The organism is Alteromonas sp. C1M14 (assembly GCF_018860965.1).
In the GTDB taxonomy this organism is placed as follows: Bacteria; Pseudomonadota; Gammaproteobacteria; order Enterobacterales; family Alteromonadaceae; genus Alteromonas.
This window is the reverse complement of sequence record NZ_JAHKQF010000015.1, coordinates 198,143-224,739: the sequence shown is the minus strand read 5'-3', so window position 1 is coordinate 224,739 and position 26,597 is coordinate 198,143. Positions and strand designations below refer to the sequence as shown.

20 protein-coding genes are annotated in these 26,597 nt (G+C 46.2%); 11 read left to right on the top strand and 9 right to left on the bottom strand.

Annotation, left to right across the window (positions count from 1 at the left end; translation table 11 throughout):
• Positions 1 to 86: 86 nt before the first annotated feature.
• Positions 87 to 1,340, top strand: coding sequence for a serine hydroxymethyltransferase (gene glyA, locus KO501_RS13485; RefSeq protein WP_216030192.1), 1,254 nt, complete (start codon positions 87 to 89; stop codon positions 1,338 to 1,340).
• Between the two features lie 42 nt (positions 1,341 to 1,382).
• Here the strand turns inward: glyA and KO501_RS13480 are convergent, their stop codons facing one another.
• The 4 genes from KO501_RS13480 to KO501_RS13465 form a co-directional block, all read right to left on the bottom strand.
• Positions 1,383 to 2,984, bottom strand: a complete 1,602-nt coding sequence (locus KO501_RS13480) for a serine hydrolase (protein WP_252728417.1) — start codon at positions 2,982 to 2,984, stop codon at positions 1,383 to 1,385.
• Between the two features lie 159 nt (positions 2,985 to 3,143).
• A complete protein-coding gene (locus KO501_RS13475) occupies positions 3,144 to 3,722 on the bottom strand; it encodes a thymidine kinase (RefSeq protein ID WP_216030191.1) in 579 nt (192 codons plus the stop codon).
• Between the two features lie 2 nt (positions 3,723 to 3,724).
• Positions 3,725 to 5,737: an EAL domain-containing protein gene (locus KO501_RS18380; protein ID WP_216030190.1), complete on the bottom strand. Its 2,013-nt coding sequence runs from the start codon at positions 5,735 to 5,737 to the stop codon at positions 3,725 to 3,727.
• A gap of 129 nt (positions 5,738 to 5,866) precedes the next feature.
• Complete coding sequence (locus KO501_RS13465) at positions 5,867 to 8,110, bottom strand: acyl-CoA dehydrogenase (RefSeq protein ID WP_216030189.1); 2,244 nt, start codon at positions 8,108 to 8,110, stop codon at positions 5,867 to 5,869.
• A gap of 246 nt (positions 8,111 to 8,356) precedes the next feature.
• Here KO501_RS13465 and KO501_RS13460 point away from each other — a divergent pair, with 246 nt between their 5' ends.
• From KO501_RS13460 to KO501_RS13430, 7 genes are all read left to right on the top strand, one after another.
• Positions 8,357 to 10,663, top strand: coding sequence for an MMPL family transporter (locus KO501_RS13460; RefSeq protein WP_216030188.1), 2,307 nt, complete (start codon positions 8,357 to 8,359; stop codon positions 10,661 to 10,663).
• Positions 10,660 to 11,457 (top strand): outer membrane lipoprotein-sorting protein, encoded by a 798-nt coding sequence (locus KO501_RS13455; RefSeq protein WP_216030187.1) that lies wholly within the window; start codon positions 10,660 to 10,662, stop codon positions 11,455 to 11,457. Before KO501_RS13460 ends, KO501_RS13455 begins: the two co-directional genes overlap by 4 nt.
• Positions 11,426 to 12,661 carry a hypothetical protein gene (locus KO501_RS13450; protein WP_252728415.1) on the top strand — a complete coding sequence of 412 codons (1,236 nt, stop codon included), beginning with the start codon at positions 11,426 to 11,428 and terminating at the stop codon, positions 12,659 to 12,661. The genes KO501_RS13455 and KO501_RS13450 overlap by 32 nt, the downstream gene beginning before the upstream one ends.
• Positions 12,662 to 12,676: 15 nt before the next feature.
• Positions 12,677 to 13,234, top strand: coding sequence for an outer membrane beta-barrel protein (locus tag KO501_RS13445; protein WP_216030186.1), 558 nt, complete (start codon positions 12,677 to 12,679; stop codon positions 13,232 to 13,234).
• Positions 13,235 to 13,310: 76 nt separating this feature from the next.
• On the top strand, positions 13,311 to 13,568 hold the full coding sequence (locus KO501_RS13440) for a DUF3081 domain-containing protein (RefSeq protein ID WP_216030624.1): 258 nt from the start codon (positions 13,311 to 13,313) through the stop codon (positions 13,566 to 13,568).
• A gap of 147 nt (positions 13,569 to 13,715) precedes the next feature.
• Complete coding sequence (gene lpxL / locus KO501_RS13435; protein ID WP_216030185.1) at positions 13,716 to 14,645, top strand: LpxL/LpxP family Kdo(2)-lipid IV(A) lauroyl/palmitoleoyl acyltransferase; 930 nt, start codon at positions 13,716 to 13,718, stop codon at positions 14,643 to 14,645.
• A 107-nt stretch (positions 14,646 to 14,752) separates the two neighbouring features.
• Entirely contained in the window at positions 14,753 to 15,367 is a 615-nt protein-coding gene (locus tag KO501_RS13430; RefSeq protein WP_216030184.1) for a TcpQ domain-containing protein, read from the top strand.
• 81 nt (positions 15,368 to 15,448) lie between these two features.
• Here KO501_RS13430 and glnE read toward each other — a convergent pair whose 3' ends face one another.
• On the bottom strand, positions 15,449 to 18,340 hold the full coding sequence (gene glnE / locus KO501_RS13425; RefSeq protein WP_216030183.1) for a bifunctional [glutamate--ammonia ligase]-adenylyl-L-tyrosine phosphorylase/[glutamate--ammonia-ligase] adenylyltransferase: 2,892 nt from the start codon (positions 18,338 to 18,340) through the stop codon (positions 15,449 to 15,451).
• A gap of 100 nt (positions 18,341 to 18,440) precedes the next feature.
• On the opposite strand from glnE, the gene KO501_RS13420 reads away from it, so the two are divergent.
• Complete coding sequence (locus KO501_RS13420; RefSeq protein ID WP_216030182.1) at positions 18,441 to 19,352, top strand: DUF350 domain-containing protein; 912 nt, start codon at positions 18,441 to 18,443, stop codon at positions 19,350 to 19,352.
• Here KO501_RS13420 and KO501_RS13415 read toward each other — a convergent pair.
• Complete coding sequence (locus tag KO501_RS13415; protein ID WP_354667834.1) at positions 19,344 to 19,712, bottom strand: GIY-YIG nuclease family protein; 369 nt, start codon at positions 19,710 to 19,712, stop codon at positions 19,344 to 19,346. The genes KO501_RS13420 and KO501_RS13415 overlap by 9 nt on opposite strands.
• A 41-nt stretch (positions 19,713 to 19,753) precedes the next feature.
• On the opposite strand from KO501_RS13415, the gene hldE reads away from it, so the two are divergent.
• Together hldE and KO501_RS13405 are read left to right on the top strand one after the other, a co-directional pair.
• Positions 19,754 to 21,175 (top strand): bifunctional D-glycero-beta-D-manno-heptose-7-phosphate kinase/D-glycero-beta-D-manno-heptose 1-phosphate adenylyltransferase HldE, encoded by a 1,422-nt coding sequence (gene hldE / locus KO501_RS13410; protein WP_216030181.1) that lies wholly within the window; start codon positions 19,754 to 19,756, stop codon positions 21,173 to 21,175.
• Between the two features lie 114 nt (positions 21,176 to 21,289).
• Positions 21,290 to 22,390: an XrtA/PEP-CTERM system-associated ATPase gene (locus tag KO501_RS13405; RefSeq protein ID WP_216030180.1), complete on the top strand. Its 1,101-nt coding sequence runs from the start codon at positions 21,290 to 21,292 to the stop codon at positions 22,388 to 22,390.
• 69 nt (positions 22,391 to 22,459) lie between these two features.
• On the opposite strand, the gene KO501_RS13400 is transcribed toward KO501_RS13405, so the two are convergent.
• Genes KO501_RS13400 through KO501_RS13390 form a run of 3 tightly spaced genes read right to left on the bottom strand, consistent with a single transcriptional unit; the run spans position 22,460 to position 26,593 of the window.
• Positions 22,460 to 24,106, bottom strand: a complete 1,647-nt coding sequence (locus tag KO501_RS13400; protein WP_216030179.1) for a TIGR03016 family PEP-CTERM system-associated outer membrane protein — start codon at positions 24,104 to 24,106, stop codon at positions 22,460 to 22,462.
• A 1-nt stretch (position 24,107) separates the two neighbouring features.
• On the bottom strand, positions 24,108 to 25,016 hold the full coding sequence (locus tag KO501_RS13395; RefSeq protein WP_216030178.1) for an XrtA-associated tyrosine autokinase: 909 nt from the start codon (positions 25,014 to 25,016) through the stop codon (positions 24,108 to 24,110).
• Positions 25,016 to 26,593: an XrtA system polysaccharide chain length determinant gene (locus KO501_RS13390; protein ID WP_216030177.1), complete on the bottom strand. Its 1,578-nt coding sequence runs from the start codon at positions 26,591 to 26,593 to the stop codon at positions 25,016 to 25,018. Before KO501_RS13390 ends, KO501_RS13395 begins: the two co-directional genes overlap by 1 nt.
• Positions 26,594 to 26,597: the final 4 nt, after the last annotated feature.

Genomic DNA, 26,597 nt, shown 5'->3' with positions numbered 1-26,597 from the left:
TTCTTATGATGCCATATTTATTATTAATTTTATTTATTGCATATGTACATCTAGCATAAAGAAAATCAAATCACAACGGAGTGAACATGAGCACGCTAAATAATTCTTTAGAGCAAGTGGATGCAGATATTGCCGAAATATTGCAATTAGAGGCACAACGGCAAGAGGATCATGTCGAACTGATCGCCTCTGAAAACTATACGAGCAAGGCGGTCATGGCAGCGCAGGGAAGTCAACTCACCAACAAGTACGCAGAGGGCTATCCTGCCAAGCGGTATTATGGCGGGTGTGAGCAAGTAGACAAAGCTGAACAACTGGCTATTGATAGAGCAAAGGCCGTGTTTGGGGCCGATTACGCGAACGTACAGCCACACTCAGGCTCCCAAGCCAATGCGGCTGTATATATGGCTTTGCTGTCGCCAGGTGATACCATTTTGGGCCTTAGTCTTGATCACGGTGGCCATTTAACCCACGGAGCGGCGCCTAATTTTTCCGGTAAGCTTTATCATGCCGTGCAATACGGATTAGATACACAAACCGGCGAAATAGATTTTGCGCAGGTGGCCCAACTGGCACAAAAACACCAGCCTAAAATGATTGTGGCCGGTTTTTCTGCTTATTCTCGTGTTATTGATTGGCAGCGATTCCGTGATATTGCAGACAGTGTCGGGGCTTACCTGATGGTCGATATGGCTCACGTAGCCGGATTGGTTGCCGCTGGATTGTATCCCAACCCCGTGCAAGTGGCAGATGTGGTCACCACCACTACGCACAAAACACTGCGGGGCCCAAGAGGTGGCTTAATTCTGTGTAAATCAGCCCCAGCGCTGGAGAAAAAGTTTAATTCGTTAATTTTCCCTGGTATTCAAGGGGGCCCATTGATGCATGTTATCGCGGCTAAAGCTGTGGCGTTAAAAGAAGCCATGACACCGGAATACAAAATGTATCAGCAGCAGGTGCTGGCCAATGCAAAGAAAATGGCGGAAACATTCATTGAGCACGGATTTTCAGTGGTATCTGGCAAAACAGAAAATCATATGTTCTTGGTGGATCTTATCGATAAAAAAATGACCGGTAAGCAAGCCGATGCGCTATTGGGCAGTGTGAATATCACGGTAAATAAAAATACCGTCCCAAATGATCCCCAATCTCCATTTGTTACCAGTGGTATTCGTATTGGAACCGCTGCGGTGACATCCCGTGGGTTTACTGAAAATGACTGCCAGCAATTGGCATCATGGATGTGTGAGGTATTGGACAACCCTGATGATGAAGGGACCGCGACCAAGATAAAAGAACAGGTTGCGACTCTTACTGCGGCAAGACCGGTTTACGCCTAAAGTTGTTAGGCCGGGTTACTGTAACCCGGCCTCATCAGTCAGCTATTTAGCCGCGGGTGCCGGGGTAGACACCTTGGTGAAATACATATCACGCCATTCATGTTGGGTGCTTTCACGGACGGTATAAGGGGACAAACTAAACCCTGTTACTTGTACTAACGGATTGGTATCGAAGCGAATAAAGGCATCAGAGGCAGCGTTCTGGTTATCCCAACGGATCATGAACGTATGACTATCAAAGGGTTCAAGGGTGCCTTGTAAAGTGGGCATTTTTGCCGACACAATACGTACGGATTGGCCTTTAGCAGACAAGGTAAAGGTGCCAAACCACTTATCTTCATAGGTTCCGAGGTAGCTCTCAGGTGCGAGGGAAGTGGTTCCTGACCCTTTTGGCGCTTGATGACGGGCCCGATAGTTAGCGGCACGTTCATCACGGTATTGCTGATAGGTGTCAACCCAGTCTTCTTGCGGCGCATCGGGTATGTAGGCTTTTAAAATGGTTTCCATCACCGAACCACGGGCGCCGGAATTTGAACCATTATTTAAGATAACCACCCCGAGCTGCAAATCGGGAATAAAGGCAACATAGGTTTGATACCCCGACAAGGTGCCAGTATGAGAAATCACCTCCTGGCCATCGATATCCATTAATCGCCAGCCTAAACCATAGGCTTTAAAGTGCATGTTATCCCATTGGGCATCCGTATCGGTTACCGATAAGATAGTCTGGGGCGTTAACATGGTTTTTACGGTGTCGGGCTGTAGTAGGGGTTCACCGGAAGGCAGTTTGCCGCCATCTAGCCACATTTGTAGCCACGACAACATACTTGGCGCATTACAGGTGACGCCACCTGCGGCAGCAGAAACGATCCCTTTGCGTTCAATTTGATTACGAGGAATGGGGTAAATACCCCGCTCATCGTTGTAGCCGTAACTTAATGCGCGATTATCCAGCACTGTGTCGGGCACATCGCCACCAAAGCATTGCATCTTTAACGGCGCGAATACGCTTTCCTGAACGCGGCTTTCCCACGGTTGTTCGGTTACCTTGGCGACCAGTTCCCCTGCAGTGATATACATGACATTGGAATAGGCATAGTGACGCCTGAAGCTATAAGCTGGAGTAAGATAGCGCAGATTGTGGATAATCTCATCGCGGCTAAAACCACTGGGCTCGGGCCATAACATGGAGTCGCCGGCACCGGAGGACAATCCACTTCGGTGAGTCAGTAAATCGGTGATGTCCATTTCTCGGGTGACCCAGGGATCTGCCATTTGAAACGCGGGTAAAACCTCGGTGACTTTGGTGTGCCAGGTAAGCTTTTGTTCATCGACGAGCTGAGCCACGGTGGTGGCGGTAAAGGCTTTACTGGTAGAGGCAAGCCTAAACCAGGTGTCAGGCTCTACCGGTAGTTGATTTGCCAAATCTCGCATACCGTGGCCTGCAAGATAGACGGTTTCTCCGTCTTTAATGATACCCACACTCATGCCCGGTGTGTGAAATTGGGCTAAAGCCTTATCGATGGTTTGCGGCAGACCAGCGAGGTTGTCAGGTAGATGATTGACCGCTGGCGTGTTAGCAAAAGTCAACGAGGAGAGGGTACAACCGAGTATGGACAGGCCAATACGAAAAGACATCAACATAGTGTATTCCTTTATTTTTTCATCACTGTTAATGGGGGAGGTTGTGAAGTCAACGCAGAGTCGACCACAGATAGACAGGTCACGATCAATTGCACTAAGCGATTGTTAATGATATCCGTCTATGGGGTATTCTGCGTTTTATTCAATTAATTTAACAAGTTAGTCCCATACCAGTTGTTTGAAGTGTTTGCGACACATGGATTCATAACGGTCGTTACCGCCTATTTCTACTTGGTTACCGCCGGTAACCGGTTGTCCATTTTCGTCTAATCGTACAACGAAGGTGGCTTTGCGGCCACAATGACAAACGGTTTTTAATTCCGTTAATTTGTCGGCCCAGGCCATAAGATAGTGGCTGCCTTCGAAGGCTTCGCCGAGAAAGTCTGTACGTAAACCATACGCCAGTACCGGGATATTGAGCTCATCGACCACTTCCACAAGCTGTTTGACTTGGGCTTTGGTCAGAAACTGGGCTTCATCAATAAATACGCAGTCGAGGGGTTGCTGGCGATGCTGAGCCAATACGGCATGAAATAAATCATCTTCTGCTTTGTAGAGTGTCGCCTCTGCTTGCAAACCGATGCGAGACGTCACCTTTCCTACTTCATACCTGTCATCAATAGCCGCGGTGAAAATGACCGCATGCATCCCCCGTTCACGGTAGTTGTAGGCAGATTGAAGCAAAGACGTGGATTTTCCTGCATTCATTGCAGAGTAATAAAAATAAAGTTGAGCCATGTTTATTTATCGTTGTGGAACCACTGCGTGAGGGTTTCTTCTCGCTGCGGTTTACCGAAGTAAAAACCTTGCAAGCAGTCTACACCCATTGCCTTTAATCTTGCAGCTTGATTTTCAGTTTCTACGCCCTCGGCGATGGTTTTACAGCCAAATTCACCGGCAATGAGCAGCGCCGCTCGGACAATGGGCTCGCCTGTAGTGTCCAGTGCCTGAATAAATGAGCGATCAATTTTTATATGATCAAAATTTAAGATGTGTAGTTGGCTAAGGGAAGAAAAGCCAGTGCCAAAGTCGTCGATGGAGATGGTCACCCCCATAGCTTTAATGCCATTAATCTGCGCGGTAAGCTTTGTCGTGTTGTCGGCAAATACCGACTCTGTTACTTCAAGGTGTAATCGGGTGGGGGCTAGGCCGGTAGAAGATAGTATTTGGGATAATCTGGCAACGAAGTCATCTTCCATCAGTTGGGCAACAGATACATTTACAGACACCGCAATGCGAGAGTCTTGCCAGCGTGCCGCATCCTTGCAAGCCGTACGCAATACCCATTCCCCAAGGTGGATAATGATGCCACAGCGCTCTGCAATGGGAATAAATTCGCCAGGGGAAATGAGGGTGTCATTATATTGCCAGCGTATAAGGGCCTCAAAAGACGACACCATACCGGTTCTCGAACAAATGAGTGGCTGATAGACTAGATAAAATGCATTTTGTTCGATGGCAATTCGAAGCCCTTCTCGAAGCTGTTGTTCGCGGCGAACTGAGGCATAGATGGCTGTATTGAACACTGCAACATGCGACTGGCGTAGTCGTTTTTCATGATACATGGTGAGATCCGCCTCTTGAATGAGTCGTTGTGGATCATCGGTGTGCTCAGGGCACAGGGCAATGCCGATGGTGGCATCGAGGCTAATTTCGTTTTCATCGATGTTCATCGGAGCCGCGATATCTTTACGGATAGCTAAGGCGGCTATGGTGGCTGTTTCTGCACTCACATTTTCAATAATAATGATAAATTCGTCGCCTCCCCAGCGCGCCAGATTATGCTTAGGGGCGTGTTGCTTTAGTACATCAGCAACTTTGACTAATACGCGATCACCAATGGGGTGGCCTAAACTATCGTTAACTTGCTTAAAGCCATCTAAATCAATAAAAAGAAGGGCAAGGGAGGCGTTATGGCTTTTGCACTTATCGATGGATAAAGATAACTGCTTTAAGAAGCCGGTTCTATTCATGAGCATGGTTAACGGATCTAAGTTCGATAGGCGGGTAACGTCTTTTGTCCGTTGTTCTACCGTTTCTTCAAGGTGACTATTAATGGCATCTAGCTGCAGGTTGCTTTGTTTTAGTGCTGCATTAACACGAATCACTTCATTGCGTTCGGTTTCCATTTGCGCGACCAACTGCTGATTATGCTTTTTTAGCTCCATGGTTTGCATGAAAAAACGGTTTGTTTTGCGGGAAGCGTTGAGCATGGTTAACCAAAATGCCATCCCTAAGAAACCCAGTAAGTTAACTTCTTTGTTGGATTCCAGTAAGGCCATAACAGACATAGGAACAAGTAACAGGGTGCAGAATGTCCAAACCAGCGTACGACTAGCGCCTAGCACAGTGGCTGCGCCTCCTGCTAATGCAGACAACACCACCATGGTGGTGGCCAGTTCAAGAATGGGCATTTTAGGGAACAGGGCAATGGTATAGGTCGCCCAGGTTAATGCGGTTAGAGTGACGCCCACAAAGAAACGTGAAAATGCTGCAAAAGCGCTATGACGTTGGTGCCGTAGGCGCTTCATCCAGTACATGGCATCGGCAAAACGAAAAAATAACAACGACACCATAAATAGCCAAAAAGCGGTTTTCAGATGTAGTGTTTGTTGAGACTCAAACCCAAACGTTAATGCTGAGATGGCCAATATTGACACGAGCATGCCGCTGAGGGTATTCGTATGCAAAATATGAACAATGTCACTTAGGGTGTCATTATCTGGATAAATCGATTTGAATAATAGGCGCACTGCATCATCCTGTGTGGATAGTAAATAATCGCGTTATTCGTTATGGCTTAATAAAGCTTATAGGCGATGGCAGTGAAAAAGCAAAAAAAAGGTGGTTTTTACACCACCTAATTGTGTCGTTAGGCGCGGTTAAGCCGCGTCTTGTTGTTTTTCTTTATTTGATTGGGCATCACTAAGTGGTGCTAAATCAAAGGTAAATTCATCCACCCGAACCGCGCGCTTACGTTTTTCATCGTAATCATGAAGATCTGCCGCTTCTTGGGCTGTGATAACCCCCCGTGTTTGCAGAGTATTGAGTGCATGTTCAAAGGAAATAAACGGCACCACTGGCTCTTTACGCAGCGCTTTTTGTACTTTACCGAGTAAATGAGACACCCCATGTTTCGCCTTAAAGGCTTGTTCATTGATGTCGTTGCCGTCTCCGGGCACGGTGCGTACAAGGTGAGTTAACTGGGCCTTGATGCTGTTATCTTGCATCGATGCAATGGCTAATTGGCTAGCAAGCTTATCGCTGATCCCACTCACTGAATTCGTATAAGTACAGGTAAGCGTACGCATCAACAATCGTGTTGGGGTGTTGGGGAAATTGGCGACAAAGTCCACCAATGCCTGCTCTGCTTGTTGTAAGGTCCAGGCCATCGCATACTCAAAATAAGGCTGAGCTTGTTTGCGGTCGTCTACCTTTTGTTCGTAAAAACGAATTGCAGCCATACCGCCGTACAAATAGCTCATTACATCCCCTAAACGGGCAGAAAGTAACTCCGCTTTTTTCAGATCACCGCCTAGCACAGCCAAAGATAAATCCGCCATTGGTGCCAGTTTGGCCGCCATGGCGTTCAGGCGTTTCTCGTAGCGAGTCACCTCGGGTAACGCGCTTTTAGATTGTCGTAAAAAGGGTAAGTAACTGTTTTTTAGACTGCGAAATGCATTTTTTACGCTAAAGCTTACTGTCTTTTTCAGTACCTTGTTGAATTCTTCATCGGCGTTTTCCTCATCGCTGTGAATCAGATCGACCATGTCTTTAAGGTACGGATGACAGCGCATAGCACCTTGACCGAATATCATTAAATTACGGGTAAGAATATTGGCCCCTTCCACAGTTATGGCAATGGGCAAAGAGGCGTAACCTCCCGCTAACGTATTTTGCGGGCCTCGTTGTATGGCCTTACCGGCTAAGATATCCATGGCCGAGTTCATGACGTCACGACCTAGTTCTGTCATGTGGTATTTGGCGATGGCCGTGACCACCGAGGGCTTTATCCCCATGCCCAAGCCTTCTGTGGTAAGAACCCGCATAGACTCAAGCAGAAAGGTTTTACCTGCAATATCTGCAAGCTTGCCTTGAATACCTTCAAAGCGACCGATGGGTAAGCCAAATTGCTCGCGGACAAAACTGTATTCTGCGGAGGCCTTTAGGGCTGCTTGGCCCGTGGCCACACCCATTGCCGGCAAAGAAATACCACGGCCAGCTCCGAGGCAGCTCACCAGCATTTGCCAGCCTTTACCAATGTTTTTTTGTCCGCCAATAATGAAATCCATGGGGATGAATACATCGTTACCACGGGTGGTACCATTGTAGAAACGTTGGCCCATAGGATCATGACGATTACCGAGTTGAACCCCAGGATGGGATTTCGGCAACAAGGCACAGGTAATACCTAGCTCGGTTTTATCGCCAATTAAATGATCGGGATCGAAAACTTTAAAAGCCAGACCTAACACGGTGGCGATAGGGGCGAGGGTAATATAACGCTTATCCCAACTTACCCGTAATCCGATTACTTCTTTGCCTTCCCATTCACCTTTGGTCACAATGGCGGCATCGGGGATCCCCCCTGCATCAGAGCCTGCTTCTGGGCTGGTAAGGGCAAAGCAAGGAATATCATCGCCTACGGCTAAACGTGGCAGGTAATAGTCTTGTTGTTCTTTTGTTCCGTAATGCATTAGCAGCTCACCGGGGCCCAGCGAGTTTGGCACCATGACGGTGACGGCAAGAGCGCCACTTTTGGCTGCTAAGGTCGCAACAATGGTAGAATTTGCGTACGGGCTAAATTCTAATCCGCCAAATTTCTTGGGGATGATCATAGAAAAGAAGCGGTGCTTTTTAATAAACGCGAGGATCTCGTCAGGAATATGCACGCCGTTTGCCAACTCAAAGTCGTCGGTCATGGCTAACAATTCTTGCACTGGCCCATCAAGAAACGCCTGCTCCTCTTTCGACAAGGAGGCCTGTGGAACAGCCCGCAGCGCGCTCATGTCTGGTTTGCCTTGATATATAGAGGCTTCTAACCAGATATCTCCAGCATCCAGGGCTTCTTGCTCCGTTAAAGAAATCGGGGGAAGAACTTTTTTCAGGCGTTTTCTAATACTCATTTTACTCATCCGCTCATCTGACCAGTTGGTTTCGCTTTATAGTACCTAACATTTTTCAAAGATCAAATATTATGTGTGGAAGGTGGCTGACAGAGGGATTTATCAAATGCCAATATTATGTTTTTGTTATTTATTTTTGATTCATTAAATTTGTGTTAAATGGGTAATTGGCGGCGAAATAGTTACACAAATCGGGTTTACCAGATACACTAAAAGGGGCGTAAATAAACAAGGAAAAAAAGGGTTATGCAAACACTTCCTGTATGGGTGCGATGGTGCATGGAAAAGCCGAAAACGGTATTGGTGCTGTTTTTGTTGGCGTGCATCATGACAGGAGCGGGAGCGGGGAAGTTATATTTTCGTGGCGACTATAAGGTTTTCTTTGAGGAAAACGACCCCCAAAAACTGGCCTATGAAGAAATGCAGAACGTGTTCAGTAAAAGTGAGAATGTCACATTCTTGATCTTGCCGGACAGCGAAGACGTGTATCAGCCCGACACCTTTGCGCTGATTAATGAGCTCACTGAAGAGGCGTGGCAAATCCCGCTGTCAATTCGAGTAGAGTCGTTATCCAATTATCCCTATACCTATGCCGATGAAGAAGGTCTGGTAGTAACTGACCTCATTCAGGAAGGACAAACCGATGCCGATCACATTCAATGGGTGAAAAAATCCGTGGCGCCGTTAGAGAATGTGCAAGGGCGATTGGTTTCTTTAGATAACAGGATGGCGGTAATAAACGTTACCATTCAGCTACCTGATGGCGATCAAACCCCAAACATCATCAAAATCGCGACCTTTTCAAAACAATTAAAACAGAAATACGAGACCGCCTACCCAAATCATAAAATCTATTTATCGGGCATCGTTATTATGAATGATGCCTTTGCCCTTACCGCAAAAGACGATGCGACCACCCTAATTCCTCTTATGTTTATCATTATTGCGCTGATGATCCGCTTTTTAACGCGCTCTTGGGCAGCCGCAGGGGTGGTGATGATTATCGTCGGCGGCAGTATTGTGATGACCATGGGCGTGGCCGGATGGTGGGGCATTTTCCTCAGTCCATCCACCGTGAATGTGCCGACCATGGTGACCACGTTAGCGGTAGCTGACTGTCTGCATATCATCGTGACCTATCGACAGAAATTAAAAAAGGGCGTAGCCAAAGCAACTGCATTGCAGGAAAGTGTGCAGCTGAATATTAAAGCCGTTTTTCTGACGAGCTTAACCACAGCCATTGGTTTTCTCATGCTTAATTTTGCAGAAGTTCCCATTCTTTCCCATTTGGGGAACCTGACTGCGGTAGGGGTGATACTGGCGTGTATCCTATCGTTAACCGTGCTGCCGGCGCTATTAATACTGTTACCCGCTCCGCGCAATGTGTCTGATAGTGGCGGCGAACATAAAGTGCGTAAACTGGGTCAGTGGGTAGTGTCACATCACCGTAGGATCTTGCCGTACTCAATATTGATTGTCTCGGTATCGTTAATATTTTGCTTAAATAACCGGCTAAATGATGTGGCGGTGGAGTACTTCGATTTGTCCTCGCCGTTTAGACAAACGGTGGAACTGCAGAAAAAATATCTCGGCGGCATGTCGAATATCGACTTTGCCATCTATACCGATGAGCCATACGGCGTGAATGATCCTGCGGTCATGAAAGAGGTGGATGCCTTGGCAAAATGGCTACGCTCCCAACCGGAGGTCAAACATGTACTGAGTTTTGCCGATATCATCAAACGCTTAAATATGAATATGCATGACGATGATCCCCAATACTTTAGGTTGCCAGATTCCAAAGAGTTGGCAGCGCAGTATTTACTGTTGTACGAGATGTCATTGCCTTATGGGTTAGATCTTAATAATCAAATCGATATCGATAAATCTGCCGTACGTATGATTGCGGTGTTGGAAAATCTTGGCAGCAATGAATTCACCGAATTTGAAGAGCGCACTAAACGTTGGTTTAACAAACTGGCGCCGGAATTGCGTTTGGAAGCCGCGAGCCCCGCATTGATGTTTGCCCATATTGGCGCCCGCAATATGGAAAGTATGGTATGGGGCTCGCTAGCAGCCCTGGTCGTGATCTCTTTATTAATTACCTTGGCGTTGCGTTCTTGGCGGCTAGGGTTAGTGAGTTTGATGGCGAATTTGATGCCCGCGGGGGTGGGTTTTGGTTTGTGGGGGATGATGTCGGGGGAGATTAACATGGCACTTTCAGTTGAACTGAGTATGACCATGGGTATTATTGTCGACGACTCGGTCCACTTCCTCTTGAAATACCAAGCGGCGCGCAAAGGCAACTCAAGTGTTAAGGAATCGGTACAATATGCTTTCGAGACGGTAGGCAGGGCGATGATTACCACCACCGTGGTGCTTGCGGCCGGGTTTGGCGTGTTGTTATTTTCCGATTTCAGGTTAAATTCGGATATGGGTTTGATGACAAATATTATTTTTGTCGCCGCGCTCCTAATTGATTTACTGTTCCTGCCCTCATTTTTGATATGGCTGGATAAAGACAAAGCGAAAAAAGTGAGGTATGCACCATGAAAGTTCTTAGCAATCTAACCTGGCTATCCATGCTAACAGGATTACTGTTGGCGAATCCGGCTTTAGGGGACGAGGCGTCAGAAAAAGAGGGGTTACGTGTGGCCACAGCCCGTAAGGATGTGAACCGTGGCTGGGTCAATAGCGTGGCCACCATCACGATGACGCTACGTAATGCCCAAGGGCAGGAAGCGAAACGAGAAATGCGGGTAAAAACCCTAGAAGTGCCCACCGATGGCGATAAAGCCTTGACCATATTTGATTCTCCCCGAGATTTGTCTGGCACCGCTTTTTTAAGCTTTTCGCATATTGATGCCCCCGATGAACAATGGATCTTTTTACCCGCCGTGAAGCGTGTAAAACGTATTTCAACCCGCAACAAATCGGGGCCGTTCTTAGGCAGTGAATACGCCTTTGAAGATATGACCTCCTTTGAAGTACCTAAATTTACCTATGACTTATTGCGGGAAGATACTTATAACGGTGACGCGGTTTATGTACTGGAACAAAAGCCTTTGGACAAATATTCCGGTTACTCAAAACAAATCGTCTGGATTGACAAAGAACACTTTCGTCCTAGGAAAGTAGAGTTTTTCGATCGCAAAGGGGCACCGCTTAAAGTGTTAGAGTTTGAACAATACCAATTATTCGACGGTGAATTCTGGCGTCCCATGCGTACTTTTATGTACAATCTGCAAACTCAGAAATCCACGGAACTGGTGACACATTCTTTGGTTTTCAAAACAGAATTAGAGGAATCGGATTTTGACAGCAATAGCTTACGCAGAGCGCGCTAGCTTTATGAAAAAGTGGGCCGGCTTAATGTGCTCTGCACTGGTGTCTCCTGTGGCAATGGCAGAGATGTCAGACATCGAACTGAGTGGTTCAGCCGGTGTGGAAACTCGCTATTTTATTCAGGACGCGGCCTATGAAGGGCAACCCCGCTCGCAGGTTTCTGCGTTTCTTTCTCCTGAGTTGTACACCGAATGGAACGACCGTACGGATAGCTTATTGTTTAACCCATTTGTACGGGTGGATCAGCACGATGATGAACGTACACATGGTGATATTCGTGAATTAATGTGGATGCATGCTAAAACCGACTGGGAAACCCGAGTGGGGATCAGCAAGGTGTTTTGGGGGCAAACCGAATCTATTCATCTTGTGGATATCATTAATCAAACTGACATGGTAGAGAATATCGACGGCGAAGATAAACTTGGGCAGCCCATGGTCAACCTTAATGTGTATGGCGATTGGGGTACCTTGTCGGGGTTTATTTTACCGTATTTTCGTGAGCGTACCTTTCCCGGCGAAGAAGGACGTTTACGTCCGCCGGTGGAAATACAACACAGCAATGCCTTGTACGAATCTGATGATGAAGAAAAACACATAGATTTTGCACTCCGTTGGCAACGTTCCTTAGGGGATTGGGAAATCGGTGTCTCTTACTTTGATGGGACCTCGCGGGAGCCTGAACTGCTTCAGCATTTTGACGAAAATAGCGAGTTGGTTATTCAACCTTATTATGCCCAAATTCAACAGTACGGTGTGGATCTACTGAAAGTACAAGGGGCATGGTTACTTAAGTTTGAAGGGATTTACCGCAGTGGCCAGAGCGAAGATTTTGCTGCCGCCGTGGCCGGATTCGAGCGCACCACTGTCGGGGTATTTGACACCGCTTATGATCTTGGTTTTCTTATGGAATACCAATACGACGAGCGCGACGATAACTTTTTTGCCACCGGTCAAAATGACCTGATGCTCGGTTTACGTTGGATATGGAACGATATCGATGGTACCGAAATCTTAACGGGGTTTATTCAAGACTTAGATAACAGCGATACCTACAGCGCCTTTGTCGAATCCTCTAGTCGTATGACAGACAATTGGCGCTGGAAAGTGGATGCGTATTTTTTCTCATCCAATGACACAGATGATACATTTTGGTATATGCGACGGGACGATCATGTTCAGGTCGCATTGGAATACTTTTTCTAATTGTGGGATGTAACAATGAATAAAGGAATATTGACCGCTGCTTGCTTCACATTGGCATGTTTTGGCGCACAGGGAACGGAACGGATGTACGGAGTTGCCAGCCTTGGCTACGCAGACGTGGCGTTTAATCAAGCTGATAATAGTAAAATGAGTTATGGCCTTGCCTTAGGCCATCAATTCAGTGACCAATGGTATGTCGAAGGGGGCTATCTTAATTTAATCGATGCTGACGATGGCCTCGATACGATTGAAGCTGAAGGATTGTACCTCGCATTGCTAGGTAAAGCCGGAGGCCCGGTTGGCGAGCTTTACTATAAATTAGGGATCATGGATGCCGATGTAAAAGGGTTTCAGGGGGATACAGAAGGCTCGGCTCTGTGCATCGTTCCTGACAACTCGCTGCAAGATTACTGTGCCTATGATGAGGGTGTGGTGGCTGGTTTAGTCGGGTTAGGCTTCGATTATCATATTGGTATAAATAGTATGATAAGACTAGAAGGGCTTTATATTCGTGGTGAGGATGACTTCGAAGCGAGCCTGATAAGTCTTGGGTTTCGGTACAATTTTAATTAATTACCTCGGGGCAAAGTAATCTTCTACACAAGTTTGGCGGTATAAATAGGTATAACGCGTTAAAGGGTGAAGAATGATGAAAAACGAATTAGACAGCAAATTTTTATTGCGGGTGTTTGATAAAATCCGTCAAGCAGGAACAAAGACAGAAGATAAGTACCGTTTAAACGGGATCGTTGCATTTACTGATCTCGACGGTTATACCCTTTTTGTGGAAGATGCACAGGTGAAGTTACAGTACGGCTTCCATAATCAGTACCATTTTGATTACCCGTCAGATTCTGCCTTTGAGCAATTCGAGAAAAAACTAAAAGAAATCGATAAAAATCACTAAAGATGTCATTGCTTTGCTAGGCAATAGCAGAGCAATGACGTACGTTTTATAAACGTCAGAATAAAAAAAATTTCGGTTCAAGCTGGTAGGATAGCGACCTGCAAATAGGTACAATAGCAATTAAATAACCCGCTGGAATCGAAATTTTTGTCTGTTGAAATTAAGCCCCCTACGTTTAAACTTTCCTTTTTTGCTCCTAAGTACTGGGGAATTTGGCTAGGTGTGGTCGTGCTTTATCTCCTACTATGGCTGCCGTTTCCCATTATTCGTCTTCTTGGTGCCGGTGCCGGCAAGCTCATTGCTCGTATTGTGCCTAAACGGGTGAATGTGGCGAGACGCAATTTAGCATTAATGTACCCAGATCTGGATGAAGCAGACCGAGAACGCTTACTGCGTGACAATATTCGCTGCGCGGGGATGGCGCTGTTTGAAACGGGCATGGGCTGGTGGTGGCCGGCTTGGCGTGTTAAAAAACACGTGGAAATAGAAGGGTATGAACATGTTGAAGCGGCCCTAGCCCAAGGCAAAGGGGTTTTTGGCATGGCGTTACATAACATGAACCTTGAGTTTGCCTGCCGGGGATTAGGCTATACCCACCCCTCAATCGCATTTTATCGCAAACATGATAATCCGTTAATGGATTATCTTCAGTATCATGGGCGTGCACGGTCCAATAAGTACATGATCCATAAGCGTAATGCCCGAGCATTGTTAGCGGCACTGGAAGAAAAAGAATTGTGTCTGTATTTACCCGACCAAGATTATGGCCGTGGACAAAGTGTATTTGTTCCCTTCGGTGGTGTTAAGGACACGGCGACCACGACGGCCACATTGATGTTTGTGCGGCGAACAAAAGCGGTGCCTATTCTGATCACCTCTCAGTTTACCTCAAAAGGTTACAAGGTGAAGTTCTATCCTCCCCTTGAGGCGTTATCGACCCTTGATGACATTCCTGCGTTAACCTTGTTGAATGAACATATAGAAATAGCCGTTAACGAACAGCCAGAAAGTTATTTGTGGATGCACAAGCGATTTAAAACTCGCCCCGATAAGTCTGCGCCCTCTTTGTATGAATAATTGACTGTGGGTGAATGAAATATCTTGGGCGGGGCTGATAATCGAGGTTATCAAATACCCTGACATTCATCTATAGTAGGCTAAGAGTTTGGTTATGGAAGTAAGATATGGCAAAAAATACTCAGTCTGACGCGGTTTTTTGGGCAAAGCATTTAAGCCTCGCTTTGGCGTTGGTGATCATCGCTACCATTATTTTATTTCTTTATAAAAAGAATGCGTCAGCCCCTGTTCCCGAAGGCGCGACAAAAGAAAAATCAGTCTCCCAAGGGTTAACTAACTTTTATCGTGAATACAGAATGTCATCCACCGATCCCATTGACGATGAAAGCAGTGATTTTGTACTTGAGTTAGATAACTCGTCGCAGGGCTTAGATGAGCAACTCGCGAATATGTCTAGCGGTTTTAAGCCTGCCGATAAAGCCTGGGTAGGCGAGCATAAGTTTCGTAGCTTTAAGGCTGGGAATACACTGCGAGAAGCCATCACCAAGTACGCACAGATGGAAGGTATGCAAGTTATCTGGGATCTCGAGCAGGATTTCGTTATCAAGTATCACTTTCAATTAGACAATACCATTGTGGGCTCGTTGTCTGAGATCGCCAAGGCCATTGACGCCAATTTCGAAAAAACCGTAAAAACCTATGTTTGTCCTGCCCAACGCACCTTAGTGGTGACGTACGAGAACACTGACTATTTGCAAGAAAACTGTTCCGTGGTGAATTAACCTCCCTTTTTTTAACCTTGGTTAACATAAGCAAACCGAGGGCCAGGCTGTTCCTGCGCCATCGCCCTTATAGGACATTTGTTAGGGCGATGGTGGGTTGGGGGACGTGATGATCCGTTGCCAAATTTGACTGACAGCCAGGCGCGTGGCATCAAGCTCCTCACTATGATCTGCAAAACGATGGTCTGCTAAAGTGAGCTGATGATAGTGATTCCTTAGTGTTAAATAGGCCGATTGCAGTGTTTTTGCGTCGCTAGTATCAATAATTTCCAGTTTTTCTGCTTCTTCTAAAATACGCAAATTGTCGGGATACACCGTAATTTGAGGGTGTTTTTCTGCCCACGACAAAACCCAGTATTGGGCCATAAATTCAATGTCGGTGATGCCGCCACTGCATTGCTTTAAGTCCACTCCGTTATCAGTATTGGATAATAGATGAGTGCGCATTTTTTCACGCATGGCACTGACATCTTGTCGCAAGGTATTGATATCCCGAGGCGCACACAAAATTTGTTTTCTAATGCATTGGAATTGGTCTAGCAGTGCTCTTTCGCCGGTGATCCCACGGGCTCTTACTAAGGCTTGATGTTCCCATGTCCAGGCATCTTCACGCTGGTATTTTTCATAGCCGTCAATGTGGCAACATAGTAGTCCTGCATTGCCTGAGGGCCGTAATCGCAAGTCGGTTTCATACAATTGGCCAAACAGGGTTTTGGTGTTTAATAAGTGCATCATCCGTTGTGCTAACTTAATATAAAACTGGGCGGCACCCAGTTGGCGCTTGCCATCGGTAGTGCTGTCCCTTGGTGCGTTGTGCACAAAGACTAAATCGAGATCAGAACCATAGCCCAGCTCATAGCCTCCTAATTTGCCATAACCGATAACAGCAAAGCCCGTACTTTCATCAGTAAGGTGAGAAGGCTTACCATATTTTTCAAGCATTTGCTGCCAAGCATGGGTGAGCACACTTTCAATGATCACTTCTGCTAATGCGGTTAATTTGTCACTGACGCAATTGATGGGTAAAGAGCCGCTTATATCGCTGGCAGCAATACGTAATTGCTGACAGAGCCGAAATTGCCGCCATGCGTCCATTACCAACTCCACATCCTGGGGTTCAATACGCAACAGAGCTTGACGTAATTCGTCTTGATAATTCTCTCTACTTTGATTGATATTGGTGTTTTGCTGCTGCAAATACAAAGGGGTGAGCAATTCGTCAAGTAGCAAAGGGAAACGCTGAATTTGTTCGGCGATCCATTCACTGCGATCACACAGTTTTATCAGTTGTTTCAGTACATCTGGATTTTCCAATAGCAAGTCAAGATAAGTGGTACGGCCCGTGATGGCGTATATCACATTTAATAAGCGGGTGAGGGTTTGGCGAGTTTTATCAGGGTTTTGCTCAACCAATTGGTAGAGCACTTCCGGCATTAACTTGTTTAGCGTATCGGCCCCTCGCTGACCTAACCGAGTGTGAGTTAACTTATCTTTGAAGTCGTATAAACGTTGAAAAATAATGCGGCTGTCTGCTGCGGTTATTGGCGGACTTAGCAGGGCGTTAAATTCATCTTCTTCTAGGGATAGATGCCACGCATCGCAACAACGATTAAATACCGTATCATCGTCATCGTGAGAATCCTCGGTGGTGTCGATAACATCGCGAAACATCTCATGAATGGTCTGCATGACTTGCTGTAACGCGGTGGTAAACTGGTGGTAGTCTGCATACCCTAATGCATTGGCAAGTACCTGTTGCTGAAAAGGCGTTTCCGGTAGCAATTGGGTTTGTTCATCATTCATTTGCTGAAGGGTATGTTCGGCCTTACGTAAAAACAAATACCCATCATACAGGGTATTGATTTCTTCACCGCTTGCTAGGTCCAAAGCATGAATGGCATCAAGGGTTTCCTTGAGGCCTTTTACCTGCAAAGCGGGCTCACGACCGCCATGAATAAGCTGAAAGCTTTGGGCAAAAAATTCGACTTCCCGAATGCCTCCGGTGCCCAGCTTGATATTCCCCTTGAGTTGTCGTCGTCGTTGTTCACTGGCAATGAGTTGTTTCATTTCCCGTAGTGAATCGATGGTAGTGAAATCCAAATAACGACGAAACGTGAAGGGTTTTAAGATATTTTCAATCATTTCACGATAAGGGGAAGGGGGGTTAAGCACTCGGGCTTTAACCATGGCAAAACGTTCCCAGTGTCGGCCTTGTTCTTGGTAGTAATCTTCAAAAGACGACATATGCATCACCAAAGGGCCACTTTCGCCAAAGGGACGCAAGCGCATATCCACTCGAAAAACCTGACCATCAACGGTAATTTTATTTAGCGCGCTAATCAGTTTTTGTGCTAATCGAATGAAGAATTGCTGATTTTCTAATGGCTTTCTTTCTCGGTCTGTTTCCCCTTTGGCAGGGTATACAAATATTAAATCGATATCTGAGGAAAAGTTTAACTCTTTGCCGCCAAGTTTCCCCATCCCTAAAATCAGCATGGGTTGGGGACCATGTTCCCCTTGAGGGGTACCGTATTGAAGGCAATGCTGGTGGTAGAGTGTTTCATAAGCGCCCATAATTAAGGCATCAGCAAGGGCTGAAACTTGCACCAGTGAGGTTGCCACTGATTGTTGACCACTGAGATCTTGCCAAGCGATACGCACCATATATTCATGGCGAAATAAACGTAACTCGTTGTGCAAACGGCTTTCATCGGTGCCGGTTAAGGTTGGTAACAGCTTGGCTTGGTAAGCTTCTGTGGTCACGGGCAAATGGGTATCACAAATACAGGATTCAAACCACTGAGGGTGTTGCAAAAATTGCCGAAATAGAAATTCACTGCTACCTAAAATTTCAACAAAGTTATCTTGTTGTTCGGTAAATCTATTCAGTGAAGGGTGCGTGGCGATGAGTTCAGCCCAATAAGCTTCACCCTTTTGTTTAATAATCCTGTTTTTTATTTCCGTCGTAGGCATAATGTGCGTGACCGTCAATCAGTTACTTGTACAGAGTCTGGCACACATTATTGGTGGTATTCAATGTTACCGTTTTTATTTATTTCCGGAGAGTTTGCTAATGGAAGCGCTCGTTAAACTCACACCTTTACCCCATGATTTATGGATCTACCTGGTTATTGACATCAGTTTAGCCCTGGCGCTGTTGATGGTGATGAAATGGTTAGCCGGTGCTTTTCGCAAGCACTCGGTGGCAGAAGTACTGGCCGTACAGGATAACTTTGCCTTTGGGATAAGTACGGCAGGGGGCATGCTCTCTTTGTGTATCGTATTGGGTTCGGTGGTCGGGCGTCACGTAGGGCAAGGCTACGTCAATGCGGCTATTGGTATGGTGACATTTGGTTTAGTGGGGATTGTACTGGTTAAGTTCGGTCGCTTTGCCCACGACAAGATCGTACTTCATCGACTCGATACCGAAGGTTTAATTGCAGAACGGGGCGTCAGTGTGGCTCTGGTAGATGCTGCCAGTTTGATTGCTAGTGCCATTATTTTAAGAAGCATGGTGTTATGGGTTGATGGAAGTGACATGAATGCCCTTATCGCCATCGTCACCGGCTTTACGGTGGTGCTGTGTTTATTGTTACTGATGACCCGGGTGTATGAATTACGCTATGCCCGAGATAATCAAAATGACTCTTTTCAAGGCGCACTGCGTAAGGGGCAGTTAGCATTGGCAGTGGAGCATGCCGGTAACTTACTGGGTATCGCCATGATTGTTTCATCAGCCAGTTATTTACTTACCTACCATCCATCCGGATACGTAAGCAACGTAACCGGCTGGCTGATTGTGGGTGTCGTGTTATCCCTAGCCTTGCTGGTCTTGGTTACCATCAGTAAAAAAATCATCTTGTTTGGTTTGAATTACCGATTGGAAGTGGATCAACAGCACAATATCGGCGTGGCCTGCCTTGAGCTGACTTTGAGTATTGGGATTGCGCTTATTGTTAATGGCGTGCTTGAATTTCTAGCTTAAGGTTACCACAGCGAGTGGTAAAACTTGGTCAGTGCTAGTGCAAACTAGGGTGTTTTCAAACGGCGCTTTTAAGGGCTGGTTTCCCTGCGTAATAAGGGCGTTTTTTTGCTGTCTAGATAGGCGTTTTAGTTGATATTCGGTTTTAAGTGCCTGACTTTTCCCCAAGGTGCTGGCAAGCCATCGTAACTGCACGGGGCCTTTTCCTTTTAAGGCTTTCGCGCCGCCTTTCAGTTCGCCGTTATGTTGACGTAAACGCCGCTTTATATCCGTTGTAATGCCGGTATACAAGTGCTGGTAGCGGTTTTCTACCATATAAATATACCAGGTTGTCTGCCCTGTCTGCTCTTTTTCCTTGTTCACTGGTATACTCTTGCGCAACGCTTTTATCAGTTAATGAAACTATGATTTTACCAGATTTCAGTCAAACCCACATTCTAATCGTTGGCGACATTATGCTAGACCGCTACTGGTCTGGTGGGACGTCAAGGATCTCGCCTGAAGCCCCAGTCCCTGTGGTAAACGTGCAGGATACTGAAGACCGCCCAGGTGGCGCGGCCAATGTGGCCATTAATGCCGCCACGCTTGGTGCAAATGTTACCTTGTTGGGGTTGTGTGGCGATGATGAAAATGGCCATATCCTGGCAGAGCGATTAGCCTCCTTTGGTATTGAGCCCCAACTCATTCGCTGTCCCGAACGGGAAACCATCACTAAGTTACGAGTGATGAGCCGTAACCAACAACTGTTGCGTCTTGATTTTGAAAAGAGTTACCAAGATGTAGATAAAACCGAGCTTCTTGCCAAGTTCAAACAGGTGTTGGAAAAACATGATTTGGTGGTTTTGTCTGATTATGCAAAGGGCTGTCTTTCTCATATACAATGGCTTATTGAGGAGGCACGAACCGCCGGTAAGCCGGTGGTCATTGATCCTAAGGGGAGCGATTTTAATCGTTATGCAGGTGCTACCCTGATCACCCCTAACCGCGACGAACTGACGTTAGTGCAAGGTACGGCTAAAGATGAAGCTCATTTGTCTGCACAAACCCAGCAGCTGCGAACCAGGCTCGATTTGTCTGCCATCTTACTGACCCGTTCAGAGCAGGGCATGACGCTGTACGAAAAGGACCATTCGCCGTACCACTTGCCGGCCAAAGCCAAAGAAGTGTATGACGTGACCGGCGCTGGAGATACGGTGGTTTCTGCACTGGCGGTTTGTATGGCGGCGGGCCAGTCACTTAAAGATGCCTGTGTGCTAGCCAATATTGCTGCCAGTATCGTGGTCGGAAAACTGGGTACTTCAACGGTTACTACCACCGAGCTTGCGGTGGCGTTATCTGCACAGTCCGCTCATCTAGATGGCGGCGTAATGACAGAGGCTCAACTGGCAGAAGCCATGGAGCAAGGACGTCGCCGAAAAGAACGTATTGTAATGACCAACGGTTGTTTTGATATTTTACACGCCGGCCACGTAAGTTATTTGCAAGCTGCAGCAAAGTTGGGCGACAGATTAATTGTTGCGGTTAATGATGATGAGTCGGTTACCCGCTTAAAAGGACCAGGTCGGCCCATTAATAATGTCAGCCGAAGAATGGCTGTTTTAGCAGGGCTAGGTGTTGTGGATTGGGTTGTGCCATTTTCCGAAGATACGCCTCAGCGTCTTATTGCCCATCTGTTACCGGATGTATTGGTGAAGGGGGGAGACTATAAGGTTGAGGAGATTGCCGGCGGTAAAGAAGTGATGGATAACGGCGGTGAAGTGCGTGTTTTACACTTTGAAGAAGGGGTGTCGACCACAGGTATTATTCGTCAGATAGTGGGCGATTAGCAGCCTGTTTAGGCATATTCAATGCTAAATAGATAGAATCATGGCGAACAGGGTTTCTTTAGGATACCCTTAGAAAAATGTAAGCAGTGGTTTCTAGTATCAGCGGTATTTTTCATGTACGAAAGTTTTTATGGACTCGATTCAAAGCCTTTTCAGCTAACCCCTGATCCGGCATTTTTCTTTGCCAGTAAATGGCACAAAAGGGCAATGTCGTATCTGCAATACGGGCTATCTCAGGCTGAAGGTTTTATTGTGATTACCGGAGATATTGGTACCGGTAAAACCACCATTGCGAATAGTTTGTTGTCTGACATTGAAGATGACATCGTGGCCGCACAAATTGTTACCCCTAAGCTAACCCCCGATGAATTGGTTAAAATGGTAGCCTCAAAGTTTGGTATCGATGTGGCCGGCTTAACCAAAGCTGATATCTTAAAAGAACTGGAAGGCTTCTTATACGAGCTGAGTAAGCATGGACAGCGGGCATTATTGTTGGTGGATGAAGCGCAAAATTTGCCACTTGAGACCATCGAAGAACTGCGCATGCTGTCTAACTTTCAACAAAATGGTAAACCCTTGTTGCAAAGTTTTTTGTTAGGGCAGGAAGAACTCCAGCCCATCCTTCGTGCTCCCAATATGGAGCAGTTCAGACAGCGTATCGTGGCGTCTTGTCACCTTGCTCCGCTAGTGGAAGAAGAAACTAAACGCTATATTGAATACCGCATGGAGCATGCAGGCTGGAACGGTAATGCCTTGTTTTCTGATGAAGCCTTTGCCCGCATTCATCAGTTTACCCGTGGCGTGCCCCGTAAGATTAATACGCTGATGGACAGGATCTTACTGTTTGGATTTTTAGAAGAGCTAGACGTTCTTGATGAAACTGCTGTAAATACGGTTATCAATGAAGTGCGTGAAGAAATGTTTGTACCGGAAACTCCGGATCTCACTGACAGCGATGACGGTGACGATGACGACGAGGAGTTGGATCTTGAAGCGGTGATGGCGCAAATACAGCAAAAAGGGCCTCATAAAAAACTGATTACGCCAAATGGAAATGAAGTTCAGGATGCCGAATACTACAAGGGGATGCTAGCTGAGTTAGTGGATGCGTTAGATGACGCCATTGCTCATAAAGTCAAACTGACCCAATACATCGATAAAATGCTTAAGAAGAAATATAAAACGTACGTCAGACTAAAAGAAGATGGTGAATAGGGAAGACGGGCTACTGAGCTAGGTGAAAACTAAAATTGCATAAAAAAGCCGCTTAAAAAGCGGCTTTTTTTATTTGAAGTCGTATTTAAGGGAAAAGGTTATTCGTCGTTCGTCGTACTCAGTACCGTAAACGGTGGTATTTAACGTGCCTGAACGGCGAATATAGCCGAGTTCTACATTACCTGATAGGTATTGACCGAAATCACGCTTATAGCCAATGGTACCGGCCCATTGCTCGTTATCACCTTCACTGGTAGAGGTACCTGCTTGTTCGATATAACCATATTTCACCGAACTTAATAAACTGGAGTAGCGACTGAGTTCGTAACTGGCGCTTAGGCTGGCTGCGTAGGTTTCTCGTTGCCGATCCAGTTCTAAGTAATCGTCATCAGAATATTGTACGTTGAATATCAAGGTGGTGTGTCGCCCTTGCAACCCAAGCTGCGCCACCGCTGATTTTCTCAATATAATGGCATTGGACAATTCTAACCCGGTGGTGATGATTTGAATTAATTGTTCATCGTCAGCAGGGGTATAGTCCAGTGAACTGGGTTGGAAACATGCATCGGCGCTAAAGTCACCGGCCGGACATACAAACACGCCAAGGGTTTGGGGAGAGGCTGCTAAGGCCGAGTAAGAGGTGACTTGCTCGGTGTAACTTACCAAACCACGTACTTTTCGTGAATTGTAATTGATGCTCGCACTGGCCGATTTACCATAAAAGCGACGACCGTAGGAGGCCTGAAGGCTAGTTCGTGGTGTGATTGCCCATTGGGCATCTAGACCGACGAAGGTATCACCGTCATCATCTTCTACATCGGAATCAATTTTATTGGCTGTTACTGCAATATAGCGGTCGGCAGCCAAGCGATAGGTTAAACCTATCCCGTAGCTTTTAAAGTTTCTATCATTAGAGAACTCATCGGTGCTATCTGCCAATTCATTGGCATCATAGGTGGCAGTAACACGCACAGCCCAAGGTCTGTACAGCACGGTATCAATATAACCATTGGCGTATTTACTGGTGTAGTCACCGGTAGAGGAGGACTCATCACGCTCGAGATCTTGATAGGTGCCTTGAATCATCCAAAAATACGCATTGGCGTCATCACCACTGGTAAATAACAAGTTGCCTGTCAATGAGTCGTTATTGATGGCATCAGTGCTACGGAATTCGTTCTCTGACCCTTCTGTTTTCGAATAGGTGAGCGAGGCGTTGCCTGCCACTAAGTCGCCTTGAGGTAAGGTTAAAAAACTTGAATAACTTTGGGTTTGAACCTTGGCTAGAGAGTCAGCATTTAAGAAGTAATCGGACACCAGAAAGTCGCTACCCGAGCTATCGATATACCGCTGAGTGCCCTGAGTTTGAAACCGCAGAAGGTTATCAATGGCTTGCCAACTCAAGTCATAATTATACTCTGCGAAGGTATCTTTTCTTGAGGCGTCTTCGGCATCTCGGTCTAGGTGTGTGACATTGGCTGTCACACGACCTGTAAAGGTACGGGTATTCAACAACGCCACGACTTCAGGCGTAATAGAATAGGTTAGTAGCTCTTCATCTATTACTTCAGAATGGCGGTTTTGCAGTAACGTCGACCCTTCTACAGAAGCCGTAACATCTAGCCCTTTGGCAACGCCTAACTGGGATACAACCGCTAGCGCAAGAGGCGATAGCGACACAAGCCATTGATTGTTTTTGCCAGTAGGTAGTCGCATACTAAGATTCTTGCCTTTCCGAGTAGTAATAACCATAGTAGCCGGTTCCTTCCGGATCGCTGTTTACCGATTTATTAACCACAAAGCCAATCGCCATATTGGGGTTTAGTCGTTCCACTGCATGGCGAATATCATTGAGTTTGGATTTACCTTCCTCAACCACTACCACAGCCTGACCTGCAAAGTTAGCTAATACCGCTGTTTCTGTAATACCGATCAGAGGCGGCGTATCAAAAATAACGATACGGTCGGGGTAACGGTTTGCAAATTCGTTAACAGTCTCCGCCATTTTCTCACTGGCTAAATATTCGGTAGTGAGATGGTGTGAACGCCCGGCAGGAATGATTTTTAATTTATCCACATTGGTGGGATAGAGAACATCAGAAATGTCTTCTACTTCACCGGTTAAATATTCCATTAGGCCTTTACGGCGCTCTAAGCCTAACGTGTTGAGTACGTTAGGCTTAAGCACATCGGCATCCACAAGCAAAACGGTTTTGTCTTGTTCAGCGGCAATACTCAATGCCAGATTACAGGCAGTAAAGGTTTTACCTTCTGAAGGACGACCACTTGTGACCATGATGATATTACTGTTATTCAACGTAGAAGACAGTTGCCCAAATGCGTTGTTTAACAGCTTGCGTTTTATTTCACGGTATTCTTCGTTAATTTGTCTACGTAAACCGGATATAGAAATATGACCATTGTTCTCAAGTCGTTCAATATCGAGGTTGAAGGGCGCTAGCTCAGAGGCCTTTCCGCGCCCTTTAGCTGCACTCGTTTTTTGCGTAGATGATCCGCCGTTACTTTGGCTTGCTGGGGCATTGGACTGAGCCTCAATACCGCTCGCTTTTTGCTTTTGCTGCGCTTCGCGCTGCCGCTGTAACGCTTTTTCAATAGTACTGCTCATTATAAAGCACCCCGCAGTAAATCAATATTAAGCAATTCAGCGCCAACCAATACAGCATAGATAACAAACAAAGTGCCTGACGATAATAGGAAGACTCCCATACGCATCCGGTTTGACTTTTTAATATCGTCAATATGAAGGTGTGTCACAGTGCCCCATACTGGATAATCGGTAACTTGTTGTAACTGCGACGCTCGTATGAGCAACGGCGAGAATTGACTGACCATGAATGCCAAGCCTGTACCCGTTGCGAAACTAAGAAATAGAACAATAGTATAGAACACGATGCGATAAGGACCAGACGGTGCATTAGGTTCTAGTGGCGGTTCAATAATACGGAACTGCAATTCTTCGGCAGACACATCGGCGCGACGAGATAAGTCAGCAGACTCGCGGCGAGACAGCAATTCTTCGTATTTTTTCTTAGTAATGTCATAGTCTCGGTTTAACGAGGCCGATTCAGCTTCGATTTGCGGAACTAAATCAATTTTAGACTCCAACTCAAGAATACGACGCTGCAGATCTTGTTCTTTAACCTGTAAGGCTGCGACTGAGCTTTGATGACGACTGATTTCCAGTTTGATCTCTTGGTTAAGATCGCTCATGGGAACATCGTCATTTTCATCCCCGCTATCGGCATTAAGAAACTCATCAATTTCTTTTTGACGGGCTTTCTCTAAATTAGCGAGTAACGCTTTTGTTTCGATAACATCAGGATGTTGTGCTGTAAATCGTAACTGTAAAGAGTCGAGTTGTTCTTCTAGCGCTTTAATACGTTCATCGTAGCGAGTGCGTAGCACCGACTCTGTCTCGTTGGTAACACCAAAACTGTCTCCGGTTTTTTTCGCCCGTGAAAGTTGGTTTTTCAACGAGTCCACTTGCTGATTGGTTTGCTTAATCAGTAAACGCGTCGCTTCTAAGTCGTTGTTTAACGTCTGTAATGTTGAATAAAACGTGCCCTGTAAGGGCAAGATATTGCTGTACTGACGTTTAAAATCCGCTAGCCGCTGTTCGGCTTCAGATAGGCGAGATTCGTATTCAGCAATTTGTTCATCGAGAAAGCGATTTGCTGTGTCAGTATCTCGTCGATTATTACCTAACGCACCTTCAACAAACAAATTCAGGGTTTCCTGAACAACGGTTTGTGCCATGGATGCGCTTTTGTTTTCGTATGAAATCGTGAAAATATTGTCACGACCGGTAGAGCGTAATTGAATCTGACGAGACAAGGTATCGATAAGATCATCGAATTCCTTGTCTGTGGTGGTGGTTAAATCCAGATCGCTTTCCCTTGCGATAGTTTCCACGTTCGACCGACTTAACAGGGTTTTTGCCATCATTTGAATCTCCTGATCGGGATTCGATTGGATGGCAAGGCCTTTCAAGAGCGGTTGGAGAACCGAGCGGGTGTCGACAAATACCACCGCTTGTGAGCGATAAATGTCGGGCAAAATAGCGACATAGGCGAACCCGATTGGACAAAGTATCCAGGTACACACCATGATTAAACGCTTTTTAACCCAAATTCCCTTTAAGTAGTCATTCAGCTGACCGAGGGTGCGCTGTAATTCCTGCATTTAT